The 17,388-nt window shown below is 66.9% G+C and carries 7 protein-coding genes; 4 read left to right on the top strand and 3 right to left on the bottom strand.

Annotation, left to right across the window (positions count from 1 at the left end; genetic code table 11):
- Both ACM9LZ_RS23285 and ACM9LZ_RS23280 read right to left on the bottom strand, forming a co-directional pair.
- Positions 1-3,019, bottom strand: a 3,019-nt coding sequence (locus ACM9LZ_RS23285) for a beta strand repeat-containing protein (RefSeq protein ID WP_416621916.1), incomplete at its 3' end; no start/stop codon positions are given.
- A 342-nt stretch (positions 3,020-3,361) separates the two neighbouring features.
- Positions 3,362-6,082 (bottom strand): glycosyltransferase, encoded by a 2,721-nt coding sequence (locus ACM9LZ_RS23280; protein ID WP_416621915.1) that lies wholly within the window; start codon positions 6,080-6,082, stop codon positions 3,362-3,364.
- A gap of 95 nt (positions 6,083-6,177) precedes the next feature.
- Here ACM9LZ_RS23280 and ACM9LZ_RS23275 point away from each other — a divergent pair, with 95 nt between their 5' ends.
- Positions 6,178-9,279: a glycosyltransferase gene (locus tag ACM9LZ_RS23275; protein ID WP_416621914.1), complete on the top strand. Its 3,102-nt coding sequence runs from the start codon at positions 6,178-6,180 to the stop codon at positions 9,277-9,279.
- Complete coding sequence (locus ACM9LZ_RS23270; protein ID WP_416621913.1) at positions 9,276-11,009, top strand: tetratricopeptide repeat protein; 1,734 nt, start codon at positions 9,276-9,278, stop codon at positions 11,007-11,009. The genes ACM9LZ_RS23275 and ACM9LZ_RS23270 overlap by 4 nt, the downstream gene beginning before the upstream one ends.
- Here ACM9LZ_RS23270 and ACM9LZ_RS23265 read toward each other — a convergent pair.
- Entirely contained in the window at positions 10,987-12,876 is a 1,890-nt protein-coding gene (locus ACM9LZ_RS23265) for an O-linked N-acetylglucosamine transferase, SPINDLY family protein (RefSeq protein WP_416621912.1), read from the bottom strand. The genes ACM9LZ_RS23270 and ACM9LZ_RS23265 overlap by 23 nt on opposite strands.
- Before the next feature lie 127 nt (positions 12,877-13,003).
- Here ACM9LZ_RS23265 and ACM9LZ_RS23260 point away from each other — a divergent pair, with 127 nt between their 5' ends.
- Together ACM9LZ_RS23260 and ACM9LZ_RS23255 are read left to right on the top strand one after the other, a co-directional pair.
- On the top strand, positions 13,004-14,473 hold the full coding sequence (locus ACM9LZ_RS23260; RefSeq protein ID WP_416621911.1) for a tetratricopeptide repeat protein: 1,470 nt from the start codon (positions 13,004-13,006) through the stop codon (positions 14,471-14,473).
- A 264-nt stretch (positions 14,474-14,737) separates the two neighbouring features.
- Positions 14,738-17,371 (top strand): autotransporter outer membrane beta-barrel domain-containing protein, encoded by a 2,634-nt coding sequence (locus ACM9LZ_RS23255; protein WP_416621910.1) that lies wholly within the window; start codon positions 14,738-14,740, stop codon positions 17,369-17,371.
- Positions 17,372-17,388: the final 17 nt, after the last annotated feature.

The following is a 17,388-nucleotide window of genomic DNA, read 5'->3' as shown; positions in this document are numbered from 1 at the left end:
GGCTGCTCAAGCCATTCGGTTCCGACACGGTGATGCCGACGGCGGTGCCGTTGGCCGCGCCTTCGGCGATGCTGTTGGCGGTGTTGTCGCTGTCGGTGGGGGTGCCGGGGATCACGCGGCTGGTGAGCAGCGTGGCACCATTGGCGTTGCTGACCGTGAAGTTGGCTGTGGTCAGCCCGGCGCGGCCCGCCAGGGTGATGGTGATGGGCGGACCGGCGCCGATCGTCACGATGGCATCGGCCCCGCTGTCGGTCACGGTGATGTCGCTGATCGAATAGCTGGTGCCGGAGATGCGGATCGTGTCGGTGCTGTCGGTGAAGTCGGTGATCAGGTCACCATCGGTGACGTCGAACACATCCTCGCCATCACCACCGGTCAGGGTGTCGGCACCGCTGCCGCCGATCAGCGTGTCGTCACCGTCGCCGCCGATCAGGGTATCATTGCCGTTGCCGCCATCGATCAGGACATCGATCGAGCCGGCCGCCGGCGGGAAGCCGGCGCCAGCCGTGGCCACGGTGATCAGGTCGCCGCCAATGCCGCCGATGATGCTTTCCAGCAGCCAGGCGGTCAGCGTATTGCCGCTGGATCCCAGCGTTACGACATCCAGGCCCGCCCCGCCGATCGCGGTTTCGATCAAGGAAATGCCGAGAGTGGAGCCGTCGCTGGCGAGCTGGGTGACGACGTCGGTGCCGCTGCCACCGGTCAGCGTCTCCACCGCGGCGACGGAAATGGTATTGCCGCCATTGGCCAGCCGGACCCCGTCCTGCCCGCTGCCACCGATGATGGTTTCAACCAGCGAGACGCTGATAATGTTGGTACCATTGTCCAGTTGCACGAAGTCGGTGCCGCCGCCGCCCAGGAAGGTGTCGATCTGAGACACCAGCATGGTGCTGCCGCCGCCGCCGATAACCGCGACCAGTTCGTTCTGTGCGCTGCCGATCAGCGTTTCCAGCAACTGGACCGCGATCGTGCTACCCTGCGTTTGCGTCAGGGTGATGATGTCGGTGCCGCCGTCGCCGATCACCGTTTCGTATGGCAGGACGACATCGCTGCTGCCGCCGGATGCAGGCATGTGCAATATGTTGTCGATGCCGCCGATGACGATGGTCTGCGTTGCACCGCCCACGGCGATGGTCTGGGAAGGCGTCCGAACCGTGTCCACGCCCGAGACATAGATGGTCCCCGACACCATATCGATGCTGATATCGTTGGTGCCGCCATTGCCGATCAGCGTTTCAACATTGCTGACGACCGTGGTGTTGCCGTTGCTGCCCAGGTTGATCACATCGTTGCCGCCGCCGCCGATCAGCGTGGCGAGCGCGGAGACGGTAACGGTATTGCCGCTGCTGCCGGCCAGGATGGCCCCGCCGCCATTGCCGATCAGGGTTTCGACATCGGACACCAGAACCTGTTGCGTGGGGTCGGTGTTGACGGCCAGTTGCACGACGTCCTGGTACGCGCTGCCGATGATCGTCTCGAAATCCTTGACCGTGATGGCGGTCGCGGCACTGCGCAAGGTCACCAGATCGTTGAAGGTGGATGCACCGATCAGCGTGCCGACCATGTCGATGCTGAGCGTCGTGCCCCCGGTCTGGGTGGTGGTGATGATGTTGGTACTGTCACCGCCGATCAGGGTCTCGATGGATTCGATCGTGGCAGAGGTGGTGATGCCCGACAGAAGCTGGATCGTGTCGGCGCCGCTGGTGCCGGTGATCACTTCCACGGCCGCCGTCGTCAGCGTCCCGGCGGTGGTGAACTGCACGGAGTCGGCATTCTTGCTGCCGACGATGGTTTCGATGCCCTGAAGCAGGATGTCGTTGGCGAAGCTGCCGACCGCGGCCAGTTGCACGAAATCGTTGCCGCTGGTACCGATCAGGGTTTCAACCAGGGCGATGGTCGTGGTGCTGCCGCCCGTCTGGTCGATCTGTACGACATCGTCGGTGGCAATGGAAGAGCCGATGATCTCCTCGATCATCGACACATTGATGGTGTTGCCGTTCGTGGCGCCGGGCGCCGACATTGAGATCGTGTCGTACTGGGCCGTGCCGATCAGCGTTTCCACCATCGCCACCAGCATCGTGCCCGTGTTGGTGGTGGTGGCCAGCGCAGTGCTGCCGAAAATGGGTGTTGTCCGCCGCTCCTCCATCGTGACCACATCGACGCCGTCGCTGCCGATCAGCGTGTCGATATCGGCGATGGTGATGGTGGTGTTGGTGTCGCCCAGGATGAGGGTATCGCGTCCGGAGGTGCCGCCGGCCACCATCTCGATATTATGCACCCTCAGCGTCATGCCGCCGGAAGCCAGGTTGATGGTGCCGGATTTGAAACCGTTGGTGACGATGTCGTAGCCGGTGCCGCCGATCAGCGTTTCCAGGAACCCGATACCCATCGTGTTCCCGCCATCGCCCAGGCTGATGACGTCGATTTTGCTGCCATTGCCGAGGATGATTTCGAAATCGACAACCATCGCCGTTTGGCCGCCCGCCGAAGCGACGCTGGCGATTAAATCGTTGGCGCCGTTGCCGATGATCGTTTCGAACAGGCCGATGGCGGTGGTGGTGCCGTTCGTATTGAGGAAGACGGCAACGTCGTTGCCGTCGCTGCCCATCAGGCTGTGGATGAAGCTGACGGCGATGGTGTTGCCGCCGGTATTGGCCAATGTGAGGAAGTCGGTGCCCGTGGTGGCGCCGATAAAGGTCTCGATGCCGTCGACCACCATCGTGCTGCCGTTCGTCGCAAGGGTCACGACGTCCTTGCCGACATTGCCGATCAGCGTTTCAAGCAAAGCAACAGCCATCGTATTGCCGGCGGTGCCGCCAAGGGTGATGACATCCTTTCGGGCCACGCTCGTGCCGCCGCGCAGACTGGCGATATTGGTAACGGTCATTGTCTGGCCGTTGGTGTTCAGCACGAGGCCCTGGGTGCCGCTGTTCACCCCCACAACGAAGGAATAGACCGTCCCCGTGGAGAGGGTTACGTCCGCGCCGCCCGAAAGGGTCAGGGTACCGCCAGCAGCCATGTCAAATCCCCACTATCCGCCCCGAACATGCGCGTACCTTTGCATAGTGCGCGCCCGCCCGTCCGATCAGAGACCGGACAGATTCTTACATACAACGAGGTATTGCCTGTTGTCCGCGGTATAGCAACCCAAAAATCGGGTGCCGGGAGAAAATTTGGAATATCTTATGGATAAGTCACAGCGTATCAAGCGAAGGCAAAGTGCTGATTTCCATGAATTGCACTGTTTTGATGTTTGCCATGCGGTGCGGATCATTCTTCCCGACATATTGCCGGAGTGTTAATGAATGTATAAAATCCCTATATATTTGTTAACACGTAATGGTGTTGAAAAATATACTGGTTAATGAAGAAGTGCGGGCGATGCCCAGGGGTCAAAGGAGATCAGGAGGCCGGCCGCACGATCCGGCCGGTGGAACGCCATTGCCCGGTCGTTCAGCAATCCCGCCGTGAAGGAAAAGGTGCTGTTGGAGATGGCCAGGATGTCGGCCGCGCAGAGGGCCTGGAAATCATCCAGGAAGCCGGCGCCGCTGATCGGGGCCAGACCCAGGCCGGCGGCGGTCAGGGGCCGGTAGCCGGCGAAGGCGGCCAGGCTGGCGGGATCATCCGTGGCGATATAGAGCGCCGGTCGTTCAAGCCGGGGCCAGATATCCGCCAGCCAGTCCAGATACCAGGCCTCCGGTGCGATCCAGAACGGCCCCCAGCCGAAATCACCACGCCGCAGATGCAGGGCCACAACGGTGTCGCCGGCCTGCCGCAGCCGGTCCGCCACCTGCGCCATGCGCCCGCGCCAGCGCTCTGCGCGGGTGAAGAAGCCGCGGAAATCGTCGGCGAAGGGGGCGAACGCCGTGGTGTCGCCGCAGAAATAACCGTCGATATCGTGACCGGCGGCGAAGGGTGGGGCGCCTGGGGCGAGGCCCGTCGCCAATCCTGCCGCTTCCTCCGACAGCCGGGGCAGGGCCGGCCCGGGCAGGGGATCATCCAGGCCGAACAGGTGTCGGCCGATCCAGGGCGGTGTTTCGAGCGTCAGGCCGTGGCGCTGCGCGTAGAGCCGGGCGGTGCCATATTGGAGAATCTGATTGCCGAATCGGCCATTGCTGCCCAGCCGGGTCAGGGCGAGCCGCTGACCGTCATTCCGGGCCCGCGCGCGCGGCGTGGGCGCTGGGCCCCATTGCCCGGTCAGCAGCAGCAGGGCGCGACGGGTGAACGCCTCTCCATAGCCCTGGTTGCAGGCAATGGCCCGGTCCCAGGCGGCCAGCGCATCGCCCGGCCGCTCCAGGGCCTCCAGTGCTGCGGCCCTGGCCGCGTGCCCGCCATAAAGACCGGGGGAAAGCGAGATGGCACGGTCCGCCGCCGCCAGCGCCGCCGCATCGTCGCCACCGTCCAGCAGCAGGCCCGACCATTCGGCATGATATTCCGCCAGGGTGGGGGAAAGGGCGATGGCTTGTTGCAGGTTCACCGTCGCATCCGCTGTCCGGCCCAGACGGCGCAGGACGCGGGCCAGCAGGAAACGGGCGTTGGCGTTGTTGGGTGCCAGTTCCACGGCACGGTGCAGGTGGGGCAGGGCCGTGGCCGCATCCCCATCCTCCGCCAGCAGCAGGCCGAGATTGACATGGGGGGGCGCCAGGTCGGGACAGAGGCCGACCGCGCGGGCGAACGCGGCTTTCGCCTCGTTCCGCCGTGACAGGCGATGCGCGGCCAGGCCCAGCTCGAACCAGGCGGTGGCAAGGGTGGGGGCCAGACCCGTGGCACGGCGCAGCAGGGCATGGGCGGTGGCGTGATCATCCGCTCCGGTGCGTTCATGGGCCAGGGACACCAGCACCGTCGCGGTTTTAGCCCGGTCGCGCTCCGTGGCCTCATGCCCGGCAGTCAGCGCGTGCAGGCGGCGGCGGATCAGGATCTCGATGGCCATGAAACGGGCGTCGACCTCTCCCCCCACTCCAGGGGGGCGGGGGCTGGTCATCTCCGCCTGCAGGCGATCCAGGACGTTGCCGGGCCGCATTCGGTAGAAAACCGTCTTCACGCCGATCTGTATGCCCTTCAGCATCAGCGTGATGGCGCGGGAATAGGCGACGTCGTCGGCCGTGGCCGGCCAGAAGGGCGTTTCCTCCGGAAATCCGCCCGAGCGCGTGTGGGCTTCCCGCCGGATGCAGAGGTTGCAGGGATATGTGCGCACCGAGGCGTCGCGCCATGCCGTGGATATCTGTGCGTCGATATGGTCGAACAGGATGTCCGTGCGCACATAGTCCCAGCGCGGATTGGCATCCAGCACGCTGGCCGTGAGGTGGAAATGCCGTTCCAGGAACCGGTCGTCGGCATCCAGGAACCAGAGATAGGGACCAAGGGCGGCGGCGACGCCGGCATTGCGGGCCCGCCCCGCCCCCCGGTTCTGATTGTTGACGATCAGGGCCAGCCCCTGGTCCGGATGCGCCCGGCCCCATCGGCGCACCACGTCCACCGTGTCGTCGGGCGAGGCATCATCCACCACCACAATATGAACCTGCGCATCCTCCCGCCCCGATGCGGTGCGGTAATGGGCCAGCGCGGTCAGGATGCTGTCCAGGCTTTCCCCGATGGTATCGGCCGCCTTGAAGGCGGGGATGATCACGGTGCCGATGACGCCATATTGCTGGCGATGGGTGTCAAGCGCCCTCATCGCGACGGCAATGCCACTATCCTCCGGCGCCGTGATGCCGGCACGCGGCAGCATGGCGATGGCATCGCCCTCGCGGCCCCGGATGAACCAGACCGTGGCCAGCAACCGGGCCAGATCGCCGGATGGCGGGATGAAGCTGGCCAGCCATTCCAGACGGGTCTCCGCTTCCTCGAAATGCCCGGGGTCCAGCAGGGCGGATATCTGGTTCAGCGCCACATGCAGGGTGGCGTCGACCTGTCGATCGAACGCGGGCGTGTCACGATGCAGGACATGGGCGCGGCGATAAAGGCGCAGGGCCTGCATCCCGTCGCCCGTGTCCCGCATATGCATGGCCAGGGACTGAAGCGCGATCAGGTCGGCCGGATCATCCGCCAGACGGCGGCGGCATTCCGCCGGGTTGATAGGCATGCTTTCCCCGCCCCAGTCTCGTCAATGCGTCCCATAGCAGCCAAATTATGCTAACAGGAAGAAAAAGCGGAACGATAGTGCCGGTCCATAGGGTCATGAAACTCGTCTTCTTCGACACGACCTTCGGCGATTACACGCCCCTTACGGTGCGGATGGCCCCGCTGGGCGGCACGCAATCGGCCGTCTGCTATCTGGCGCCGGCCCTGGCGCGGGGTGGTTTCGATGTCTCCCTGGTCAATGGCACCACGACACCGGGCAGGGTGGACGGGGTTTCGTGCCACCATCACACCGCCATGCCGGTGTCCGGGCTGGCGCAGTCCGACATGCTGGTGGTGATGGGGGGCTGTGATGGTGACGGGGTGCGTGGGCTGCGCGCCGCCATGACCGGTGACCGGCATCTGGTGCTATGGACCCAGCATGCCGGGGATCAGCCGGCGGTGGCCGGACTGGCCGACCCCGCCATCGCCGGCATGTGGGATGCCTTCATCTTTGTCAGCCGCTGGCAGCGGGAGGATTTCATCCGCCGCTTCCGGCTGCCCCGGCATCGCTGCCATATCATGCGCAACGCGCCTTCCCCCTGTTTCGCCGGCCTGTTTCCCGCCGGGGCGGACATTGTGGCGGCCAAGCCCTGGCCGCCCATCCTGGCCTATACCAGCACGCCCTTCCGGGGGCTGAATGTGCTGCTGGCCGCGATGCCGCGCATCCGGGCCGCCCTTCCCGGCACGCGGCTGCGCGTCTATTCCTCGCTGGAAACCTATCAGGTGCCCCTGGCGCGCGACCCCTATGGCGCGCTGTATGAACAGTGCCGCCGGACCGACGGGGTGGAGTATATTGGCGGGGTGACCCAGCCGGCGCTGGCCGCCGGCTTGCGCGATGTAACGGCCCTGGCCTATCCCAACCGCTTTGCCGAAACCTCCTGCATCAGCGTGCTGGAAGCGATGGCCGCCGGCTGCCTTGTTATGTCCAGCCGGCTGGGCGCGCTGACGGAGACGGCTGCCGGCTTTGCCCGGCTGCTGCCGGTGCCGGCCGATCCGGTGGACCATGCCACCCGCTTTGCCGATGCGCTGGTGGATGAGTTGCGCCGCCGCCGGGATGATCCGGCCGCCACCGCCCGCCACCTGCGGGCCCAGATGGCACAGGCCGATGCCGCCGAAGGCTGGAACCGGCGGGCCGCGCAATGGCAGGCCTGGATGCAGGATGCCACGGTCTGGCAGGCGCCGCCGGGTGACGTGCCGGGCCTGCTGGCCCGGCTGCGCGGCCCGGCGATGGTGGACCATCATGACGGGATGGCGGATATCTGCGCCCAGGTGCTGGCGCTGGACCCGGCCCATGCCGGGGCGTGGCGGATGCTGCTGCAGGTGCAGGCGGCACAGGGCCAGGCGACCGACGCGCTGCTGTCGCTGGGCCGCGCATGCCGGCTGGCCGGACCGGTGCCGATGGCGGAATGGCAGGGCTGGATGCCGGCGCTGCTGGCCGGTGCAGCGGCGGGGGAGGATGGGGCGTCTTTGGCCCGGCGTGTCGCGGCGCTGCGCGGGGTCTGGCCGCTGCTGGCCAAGGGGCCCTTTGCTGACATGCTGGTGGCAGCCGCTAGGCAGGTGGCGCTGCAGGCCCAGAATGTCGGGGACGCGCCCGCCCTGCTGGCGGCCTGTCTGCTGGTGGCGGATATGGTGCCGGACGATACCGGCATCCGGCTGGCCGCTGGTGCTGCCGCCTACGGCATGGGCGATCATGGGCTGGCTTTGACCCTGGCGGATGCCGCCCTGCGGATCGACAGTGCGGCGGTGCTGTCCACGAAACAGGCCCGTTCCCTGCTGTCCGGCTGGCTGGAGGCGTCGGAAACAGCCGCCCTGGCGCGGGCGGGCTCCCTGGATGGGACGGAGGCCGCCCGCCTGTTCCCCGCCATGGCCCAGGTGGCGGCGGCCTTGGGCGAAGATGCCAGCCTGGCCCGGCAGGCGGCCACCCGCGATGCCGGTCAGCGTCATGCCCTGCTGCTGCGCATGGTGGCGGCGCGCCACCGGCTGAAGGGGCGGCGGGCGGAACAGGTGGAACTGTTGAGGCAGGCGGCTTCCCTTGGCGGTGACGAGGGGGCGGGAGTGCGGCTCAATCAGGCGCGGCTGGCCCTGGCGCAACGCCTGATGCTGGAAAATCTGGGATCGGTGATGACCGACGGGGCCAATGGCCGGCTTGAGCCCGGCTGGCAGGCGCAAGCATCGGCCCTGATCGGGCAGATCGGCCAGTCGCTGCATCTGGATGATAATGACGAGGGCGAGCGCTCCGTCATGTGGGGCACGCTGCGCGGCTATGATGCCTTCCTGTCCTGGTTCAACGCCACCGGTGCCATCACCCCGACCCTGCCGGCCCCGCCGCCGGGCGGGCGCAAGATCTATGATTGCTTCCAGTTCTATAATGAGCTGGACCTGCTGGAATTGCGGCTGGCCGAACTGTCGCCCGTGGTCGATCATTTCGTGCTGGTGGAGGCGACCTATACCCATGCCGGCACGCCCAAGCCGCTTTATTTCGCGGAAAACCGCCAGCGCTTCGCCGCCTATGCCGACAAGATCATTCATGTCGTGGTGGCCGATGATCCCGGCGGCTTTGCCTGGGTGCGGGAAGGGCACCAGCGCCAGGCGATCCTGCGCGGCCTGACCGCTGCCGGACCGGACGATATGGTGATCATCAGCGATGCCGATGAAATCCTGCGTCCGTCCGTGGTGCAGCATCTGCGCGATGCCGGGCCGGGTGGCCCCGCCCTGTTCGCCCCGGAATTGGATATCTATCTCTATTTCCTGAACCTGCGCTCCCCCGATCCCTGGATATCGGTGGCGGCGGCCCCCTATGAGCTGGTGCAGCGGGTGGGGGCCAACAATATGCGCTATCTGGCCAAGCAGCGCATCGGCCAGCCCCTGCCCGCCGCCGGCTGGCACTTTACCTGGATGGGCGGGATCGACCGGTTCCTGGCCAAGCTGGATGCCTTTGCGCATCGGGAGATGATTGGCAGTTTCGGACAGGATGATGCTGCCAACCGGACCCGACTGGAACGGTTCTTCACCACCGGCCGGTTTGATGAGGGGGCCATCCCCGGCATGTGGACGGCCCTGGCCCGCGTGCCCATCGACGATCATTTCCCCGCTGCCCTGCGCGCTTTGCTGCCGGATTTCATCGCCAAAGGCTGGGTGGCACCGGAGGGGACGGGATGAGCGGCGGCAATGAACCGCTGGCGGCGGCGGAAGCCGAATACCGCCGCGCGCTGCAGGATCGACCGGATGACCCGGACCTGTTGAGCGCCCTGGGCGCGCTGGTGCTGGCGCGGGGGGATGCGGCGGGGGCTGTCCCGCTGCTGGCCCGGTCGCTGCGGCGGCGGCATGGCAATGCGGCGGCCTTCACCAACCTCTGTACGGCCCTGCGGGCGCTGGGGCGGCTGGAAGAGGCTGCCATTGCGGGCCGGGAAGCGGTGCTGATCGACCCCGACATGGACATGGCCCAGCATAATCTGGCCAGCGTGCTGCTGGACATGGGCGACCATGAAGGGGCGCTGGTGCCGCTGCGCCGCTATATCGCGCGGGTGCCGGACAGTGCCTTGCAGCGCTTCCTGCTGGCATCGTCACTGATGGCGCTGGGGCGTGATGGAGAGGCGGAAACCGCGTGGCGCGACCTGCTGCGCCTCACGCCGCATGATGCCCGCGCCCATGTCAATCTGGGTGTCGCCCTGAAGAACCAGCGGCACTATGAGGCGGCGGTGGACGCCTATCGCCGGGCGCTGGTGCTGGTCCCTGACGACCCGGCGACGCTGAATAATCTGGGGCTGGCCCTGGCCCAGGATGGCAGGCGCGACAATGAGGCCGCGGCATGGCTGCGCCGGGCCATACGGTTGAAGCCGGATTTCGCCGATGCCTGGCTCAATCTCGGGCTGGTGCTGCGCAACCAGAACCGCATCGACGCGGCCATGGATTATTGCCGGCAGGCGCTGGCCGCCGATCCCGCCCATGCGCCGGCCAACACATTGCTGGCGACCTGCCTGTTGCTGAAAGGGCAGATGCGGGTGGGTTTCGCGGCCTATGAATGGCGCACGCGGCTGAAGGAATATGCGCCCCCTGAACAGCCCTATCCCTCACCCGCCTGGAACGGCAGTGATCCCGCCGGGCTGACCCTGCTGGTCCATGATGAACAGGGGTTGGGTGACGGGATACAGTTCGCCCGCTTTGCTCCGCTGCTGGCACAGCGTGGGGTGCGGGTGGTGGTGGAATGCGCCCGGCCGCTGGCCCGGCTGTTCGCCGGCCTTCGGGGTGTTCACGGCATCGTGGCGCGGGGCGATCCGCTGCCGCCCCACGATGCCCATGTCTCCATGATGAGCCTGCCGCATCGGCTGGGTCTGGATGACATACCCGCCCCGGTGCCCTATCTGGCGGCAGAACCGGGGCTGGCGGCGCATTGGGCAGACCGGCTGGCGGGGGCTGGCGGTTTGAAGGTGGGGCTGGTCTGGGCCGGCAATCCGGATTTCAAGGATGATCATCGCCGCTCCCCCGGACTGGCGGCTTTCCTGCCGCTGCTGGATGTGCCGGGCGTGCAGTTCTTCGCCCTGCAGAAGGGTGGGGGGCGGCGTGATCTTGACGGGATGGCCCGGCGGCTGGGGGCCAACGTCACCGATCTGGGGCCGGCCATTGCGGATTTTGCCGATAGTGCCGCCATCATGGCCAGTCTGGATCTGGTCATTTCCTCCTGCACCGCACCGCCGCACCTGGCCGGCGCGATGGGCCGCCCGGTCTGGACCGTGCTGCCGCTGAATGCCGACTGGCGCTGGCGGGAGGCGGGGGAGGACAGCCCCTGGTATCCGACCATGCGCCTGTTCCGGCAGGAACGGGCTGGCGATTGGGGGCCGGTAATGGCGCGGGTGCGCGACGCCCTGGTCAGGCGCGTGGCGGTACGGTGAGGGTGTCCGGCGGCAGGCCGGCACGGTGGCGGCCCCACATCATCCGGTAGGCTTCCTCCAGATGCGCCGTGAAGCGCGGCGTGTCGAACAGGGGGGCCGTGGGGCGTGCCTGTTCCAGATGTTGCCGCAGACTTGCCAGCCGCGGTGGGTCGCGCGCCAGTGCCAGGGCCAGCGCCTCGTACCCCGCCGCATCGGCGGTGATCAGGTTGGGCAGCCCGACGGCCCGTAGCAGGCTGGCCGATACACGGGCCGCAAAGCCGTCGCCCAGCATGGCCACCACGGGCGCGCCCATCCACAGCGCATCCGACGTGGTGGTGTGGCCGGTATAGGGGAAGCTGTCCAGGCACAGGTCGATGGCGCGGTAGCGCGCCAGATGCACGGGTAACGGCGCGGGGCCGGCAAAGGCCAGCCGGGCCGGGTTCACCCCCGCCTGTCGTGCGGCTTCCCGCAGGTTTCCGGTGGCGGCCCCGTGCGGATCGTACAGCCACAGGCAACTATCCGGCACGGCGCGCAGCAGCCGCATCCAGAGCGCAAACAGGGCGGGATTGAGCTTCTGCGGCGTATGCAGCGCCCCGAACACGAAGCCCCGGTCCGGCAGGCTCAGGGCGGCGCGGTCAGGCATGGTGGTGGGCAGGGGGCGCTTGCGGTCATTTACCTGATAGCAATCGGGCAGGATGGCCAGCTTTTCATGGTAAAAAGCCTGATGGTCCGCCGGGCTGACCACGGGGTCACCGATCAGGTAATCCAGCACCCCGCCGCCCATTGTGCCCGGATAGCCCAGATAGGCCACCTGTATCGGCGCCAGCCGGCGTGACAGCAGGTCCAGCCGCCCGCCCGCCGTATAACCTTTCAGATCAACCAGGATATCCACGTGCTCCGCCGCTGCCCATGCCGCAACCTCTGTATTCCCCATGCGGGTCAGATCGTGGAAGCGGTCCACAGCCCCCTGGATGCGCTGGCGGATGGCGCTGCCATCCTCTCTGCCATAACTGCCGGCCAGGACGCGGAAGCCCTGCCGGTCATGCTGCTCAAACAGTTCCGCGATCAGATAGGCGGTGGCATGCTCGTGGAAATCGGCGGAGAGATAGGCGATGGTCAACCGGCCATCATCCTTGCCGCCCCATCGCCGGGGGGCGGGGGAAACGGGGGAAAGCGCCTGGCCCTGGTGCTTCCACACGCGCTCGGCGGCGCGGCGTTGTTGCGCCGGACTGGCCCCGATCCATTGCGTCAACAAGGGCAGGGCGGGGCCGCCCTGGTCGATGCGCGTCAGCAGCCGCTGCCGCTGCCCGTCATAATCCCGCCAGTCAGCCGCCAGCAGTTTGCAGGTAAAGCTCTCGTCCTGCGTCAGGGGAAAGGCCGGGTCGGTGCGGTGGGCGCGGTCAAAGGCGGTGGCGGCCCCTGCCGCGTCGCCCGCCTGACGCCGCGCATGGCCCATGGCCCGCCACGCGGCGGACAGGCCCGGTGCCCGCACCAGCGCGCGCCGGCAATCCCCTGTCGCCGCTGCCCCGTCCGGCCGCAGCAGGGCGCGGCTGGCCCGCCAGCCGGCATTGTCCGGCGACAGGGCCAGGGCATGGTCCAGCAATCTTGCGGCTTCCGTTACGGCCCCCTGGCGTTGCCGGATGGCCGCCAGATTGCCATAGGCATCGGCGATGGCAGGCGACAGCACCAGGGTACGCCGGAACAGGTGTGCCGCCGCATCATCATCACCCACCGCCATGCGCAGCACGGCCAGCATGAACAGACCACCGACATGGGCGGCGTCCTGCTGCAACAACCGGCGGCACAGGCCCTCCGCATCCATCAGCCGGCCCTGGCGATAGGCATCCATGATGGCGCGCAGCAGGTCGGGCGGGGAAGCGGGGTGCAAGGCGTTGTCTCTTCGGGGGCGGGTGGCGGGAGCATGACGGTGCTGGCCGACATTGCCAAGCCGCTTGTCAGTGCCTAATACCATGGGCGGCAGCCTGCAAAAGGAAGGGCCACAGGGGAAGCAAGGAATGTCCGATGATTTCCGTCTGCAGGTCGAGGCCGGCATCGCCGCCCATGCGGCGGGGCGGCCGGGAGAGGCCGCCGGTCATTTCGCCGCTGCCGTGCGCCTGATGCCCGACCATCCCGTCGCCCTGTTCAACCTGGGCATCGCGCTGGAAGATTCCGGACAGGGTGCGGCGGCCTTGCCGGTGCTGTCGGCAGCCCATCGGCTGCGCCCCGACCATCCCCATATATTGTTCCGGCTGGGCAGCCTGCTGGCGGCACAGGGGCGGCCGGAACCGGCCCTGGTCCTGTTGGCGCGCCTGCTGCGGCAGCAGCCGGACTTTCCAGATGCGGCCTTCCGCCTGGGCAATGCGCTGATGGCGCTGGACCGGCCGGCGGAGGCGGAGCGGGCCTACCGGCTGGCGGTGGCATTGAAGCCGGACATGGCATCGGTCGCCAATAATCTGGGGGGTGCCATCGGGCGGCAGAACCGGCCGGAGGCGGCGGCCATCTGGTATCGCCGGGCCATCCGGCTGGCCCCGACCGTGCCGGAATATCACAAGAATCTGGGTGCCTGTCTGATCTCCCAAGGCCGGTTGCAGGAAGGCTGGCCGCATTATGACTGGCGCGACCGTCAAGCCGTCTGGGGCTGGAAGCGTCATTTTCCCGGCCTGCCGCGCTGGGATGGCTCCCCCCTGGCCGGCAAGACCATTCTTGTCCATTTCGAACAGGGGCTGGGCGATACGCTGCAATTCATCCGCTATATGAGCGTGCTGAAGCGGATGGGGGCCCGCACCCTGTTTGAATGCCAGCCGGTGATGCGGGACATATTGGGCTGCGTGCCGGATATCGACCAACTGGTCTGCCATGGCGATCCGCTGCCGCCCGCCGATTGCTTCGCCCCGCTGATGAGCCTGCCGGGCCTGTGTGGCACCGGGGCGGATACCATTCCGGGTGGCGACAGGCCCTATCTGCATCCCCCCGCCGATCTGGTCGCCACCTGGGCGGAACGGATCGGGCAGGAGGGGTTCCGGGTTGGCATCAACTGGCACGCCAACGGGCCCGACAGGTCCATCCCGCTGGCCGCCTTCGCCCGCATCGCCGCCATTCCCGGCATCCGCCTGTTCAGCCTGCAGCAGCGGGCCGGCCTGGACCAGTTGGCCCCCCTGGCCGGCCCGCTTGGCATCATCTGCCTCGCCGATGCTGAACAGGACGATGGTTTCAACAGCTTCGTCGACAGTGCCGCCATCATCGCCAATCTGGATCTGGTGATCAGTTGCGACAGCGCCATGGTCCATGTCGCGGGTGCCATGGGGCGCCCGACCTTCCTGGCCTTGCCCTGGCTGGCTGACTGGCGCTGGCTGCGCCATCCCGACAGGACGCCGTGGTATGATTGCGTCCGGATGTTCAGGGCGCCATCCCCTGGCGACTGGGCCGCTGTCACCAGCCGAATGGCGCAGGCGATCAGCGGGAATATGCACAGGCATGGCGGGTGAGAGGGGAGGGGCGGTCTATCCTTTTGGGCATAGCCTGGTATTTCTTGCGGCGGATGTCACAGCTTCCACGTACCCTCCATGAGGAGCTGGCCACTACAATCAAGGAGTGCCTACCTCAACCGGATAATCGAGCAGCATACTTTTTCAATTGCCATATTCTATCCGTTATCATTGTTGGTACATAATTTATCAGGTATCAAGGTTATTCATCGACCGCCACTGCGTCTTGTTAAAGTGCCATTAATCAATCTTGGGAGCCTTTCCATGAAGCGCGTCACAATCCGGTCTTCGATTGCCGCCAATGTCTTGGTCGGGTTAAAGGCCGGTCTGCTGATGGGGGTGGCAATTCCCGCCGTGACGGCTTCCCAGGCGGGTGCGGCCACGTGTGACGCCGGTGCGCTGATCTGCAATGGCGGATTTGAAAGCTTCACGTCGGTTCCCGGCTCCGACGCCGTGATCTTCGACAACTGGACCGCCAGCGATCCCGATGGGGTGAGGGCGGGCGCCGGGTCCGACGGCACCGGCCACAGCGCCGAGTTCCTGTTTTCCAGCAACAGCCTGAGCCAGGGTGTCGCCACGGGCGTCGGGGCGAAATACACCGTCACCTTCGACTTCAAAAGCGAAGGTGGCGAGGTGTTGAGCGCCTATTTCGGCGATACGCAAATCTTCAGCTATGCCGGCGAGGACGCCGTGCCGACGGACTGGACCACCTACAGCTTCAACGTCCAGGCGTTCAGCGGCCAGTCCGTACTGCGCTTCGTCGCGGAATCGCTGGGTGCGGCCCAGAATATCGACAATGTCACCGTCACGCTGTGCCCGTCCTGCACGCCGAACCCCTCCGGTCATATGGGGCTGGTGATCGACAAAGGCCAGACTTTCTATACCACCGATGATTTGGCCGGACAGGGCACCGACCTTTCCGGCGTCCGCACGCTGACCTTCGATGGCGGCACGCTGCGTCCGGCGACGGCCGGCGCGCTGGGCCAGCCGGGCCAGCCGCTGACCCTGGCGCTGAACGTGGCGACGACGGGCGGCACCATCGACAATAACGGCATGGCCATCGCGCTGGCCGGCACCATCATCAACACGGCTGCCGCGGCCACGCCCCTGACCCTGACGGGCGGCGGCCAGGGCACGATCGCCAGCAACATCAACAATCTGGGCACGCTGGTGGTCGCCACCACAGGGCGTACCACCCTGTCGGGTGCCATCGACAATGCCGGTGGCACCCTGGCGGTGCGCGATGGCGGCCTGGCTGCCCTGACAGGTAACGTCACCGGCGGGGCCATCGCCGTCGATGCCGGTCAGTTGTATGTCAACGGCAATGCCGCCAGCACCGTGACGGTGGGTGCGCAGGGCACCCTGCGCGGTGGCGGGCATGTCACCGGCGCCACCACCATCGCCGGCACGCTGCGCCCCGGCAACTCGCCAGGCACGCTGACCTTCACGGGTCCGGTCACCCAGGCCGCAGGGTCCACCCTCGCGCTGGAGATCGACGGTCCGGGCACGGGCAATGGTGCTGGCAATTATTCCCGCGTCATCGTCACCGGCGCCGGCAACAGCTACACGATCGGCAGCGGCGTGACGCTGACCCCTGTGCTGCGCGGCATCACCTATGCCGCAGGGGAAACCGCGGGCACCAACAGCTACACCCTGTCGCTGGGCCAGCGGCTGACGGGCGTGATCCAGGCGGAGGGTGGCGTCAACGGCACCTTCGCGACCATCACCCAGCCAACGGATGGCCTGGCGGCCGGCACGCGCGTCGTGGCCCTGTACAGCCCGACCAGCGTCGATCTGTATGTCGCCGCCGCATCCTATCGCGGGCTGACCGGCCTGACCGCAAACCAGGCTGCGGCCGGCGGTGCCGTCGATGCGCTGGAAGCCTCCGGCAATGCCGCAGCCCAGCCGCTGCTGAATGCGCTGATCCCGATGGACATGGACGGGCTGTCGGTGGCGCTGGGCGGCGTTTCCGGTGAATTCAACGCCAACCTGCCGCTGGCCGCCCTGGATGTCAGCCGTGGCTTTGGTGACATGGTCGCCACCCACCAGGGCGGGCTGCATGGCAGCGGCACCGGTTGGCAATCCTGGGGTCGCGCGTTCGGCAACCGGGCGCGCACCAGCGACGACGGCAACAATCCGGGCTTCCGCCACCGGATGGCCGGCGGTGTGGCCGGCGTCGATTATGGCATGAGCGACGAATTCCGGGTCGGCTTTGCCGTCGGCTATGCCGACAGCAAGGTGACCGGCCGCCGGGACAGCGGGCGCGCCAGTATCGACAGCTATTATGTCGGCAATTACCTGGGCTGGAGCCAGGACGGCCTGTTCATCGATGCCCAGGCCGGTCTGACCTTCAGCAATTACGAGACGACCCGCGTCGTCACCGTCGGCACCGCCACCCGCACCGCCAGCGGCGAGACCGACGGCAAGAGCATCGGTGCGGGCGTGGAGGCCGGTTACCGCGTGGACCTGGGCGGTACGCTGCTGGTCCCCTCCGCCTTCCTGCGCTATGATGACAGTGATGCCGATGCCTTCACGGAAACGGGCGCGGACTTCCTGAACCTGTCGGTCGACAGTGACAGCCACGCTGCCCTTCGCGGCGGGCTTGGCCTGCGGCTCAGCCATCCGGTGGCCCTGGATGGCGGTGGCACCCTGCTGCCAGAACTGTCGGCCCGCTGGGAACATGACCTGTCGAAGCCCGGCTACAACACGCGACAATCGCTGCTGGGCCAGGATTTCGTCGTGCGTGCCGCGGAGCCCGGTCGCGATACCGCCGTGCTGGGCGGTGGCCTGGCGTTGGCGCTGCCCAACAATGTCCGCCTGACGGCCCGCTATGACGCGGCGTTGAGCGCCGATCGCACCCAGCACGGTTTGACCGCCCAGGTCCGGTTCGCCTGGTAGCCATCAGCGGGACCCCG

This window comes from Niveispirillum fermenti (assembly GCF_048066175.1).
GTDB classification, from domain to species: Bacteria; Pseudomonadota; Alphaproteobacteria; order Azospirillales; family Azospirillaceae; genus Niveispirillum; species Niveispirillum fermenti.
The sequence above is the reverse complement of the archived record's forward strand: the minus strand, read 5'-3'. Positions and strand labels throughout refer to the sequence as shown.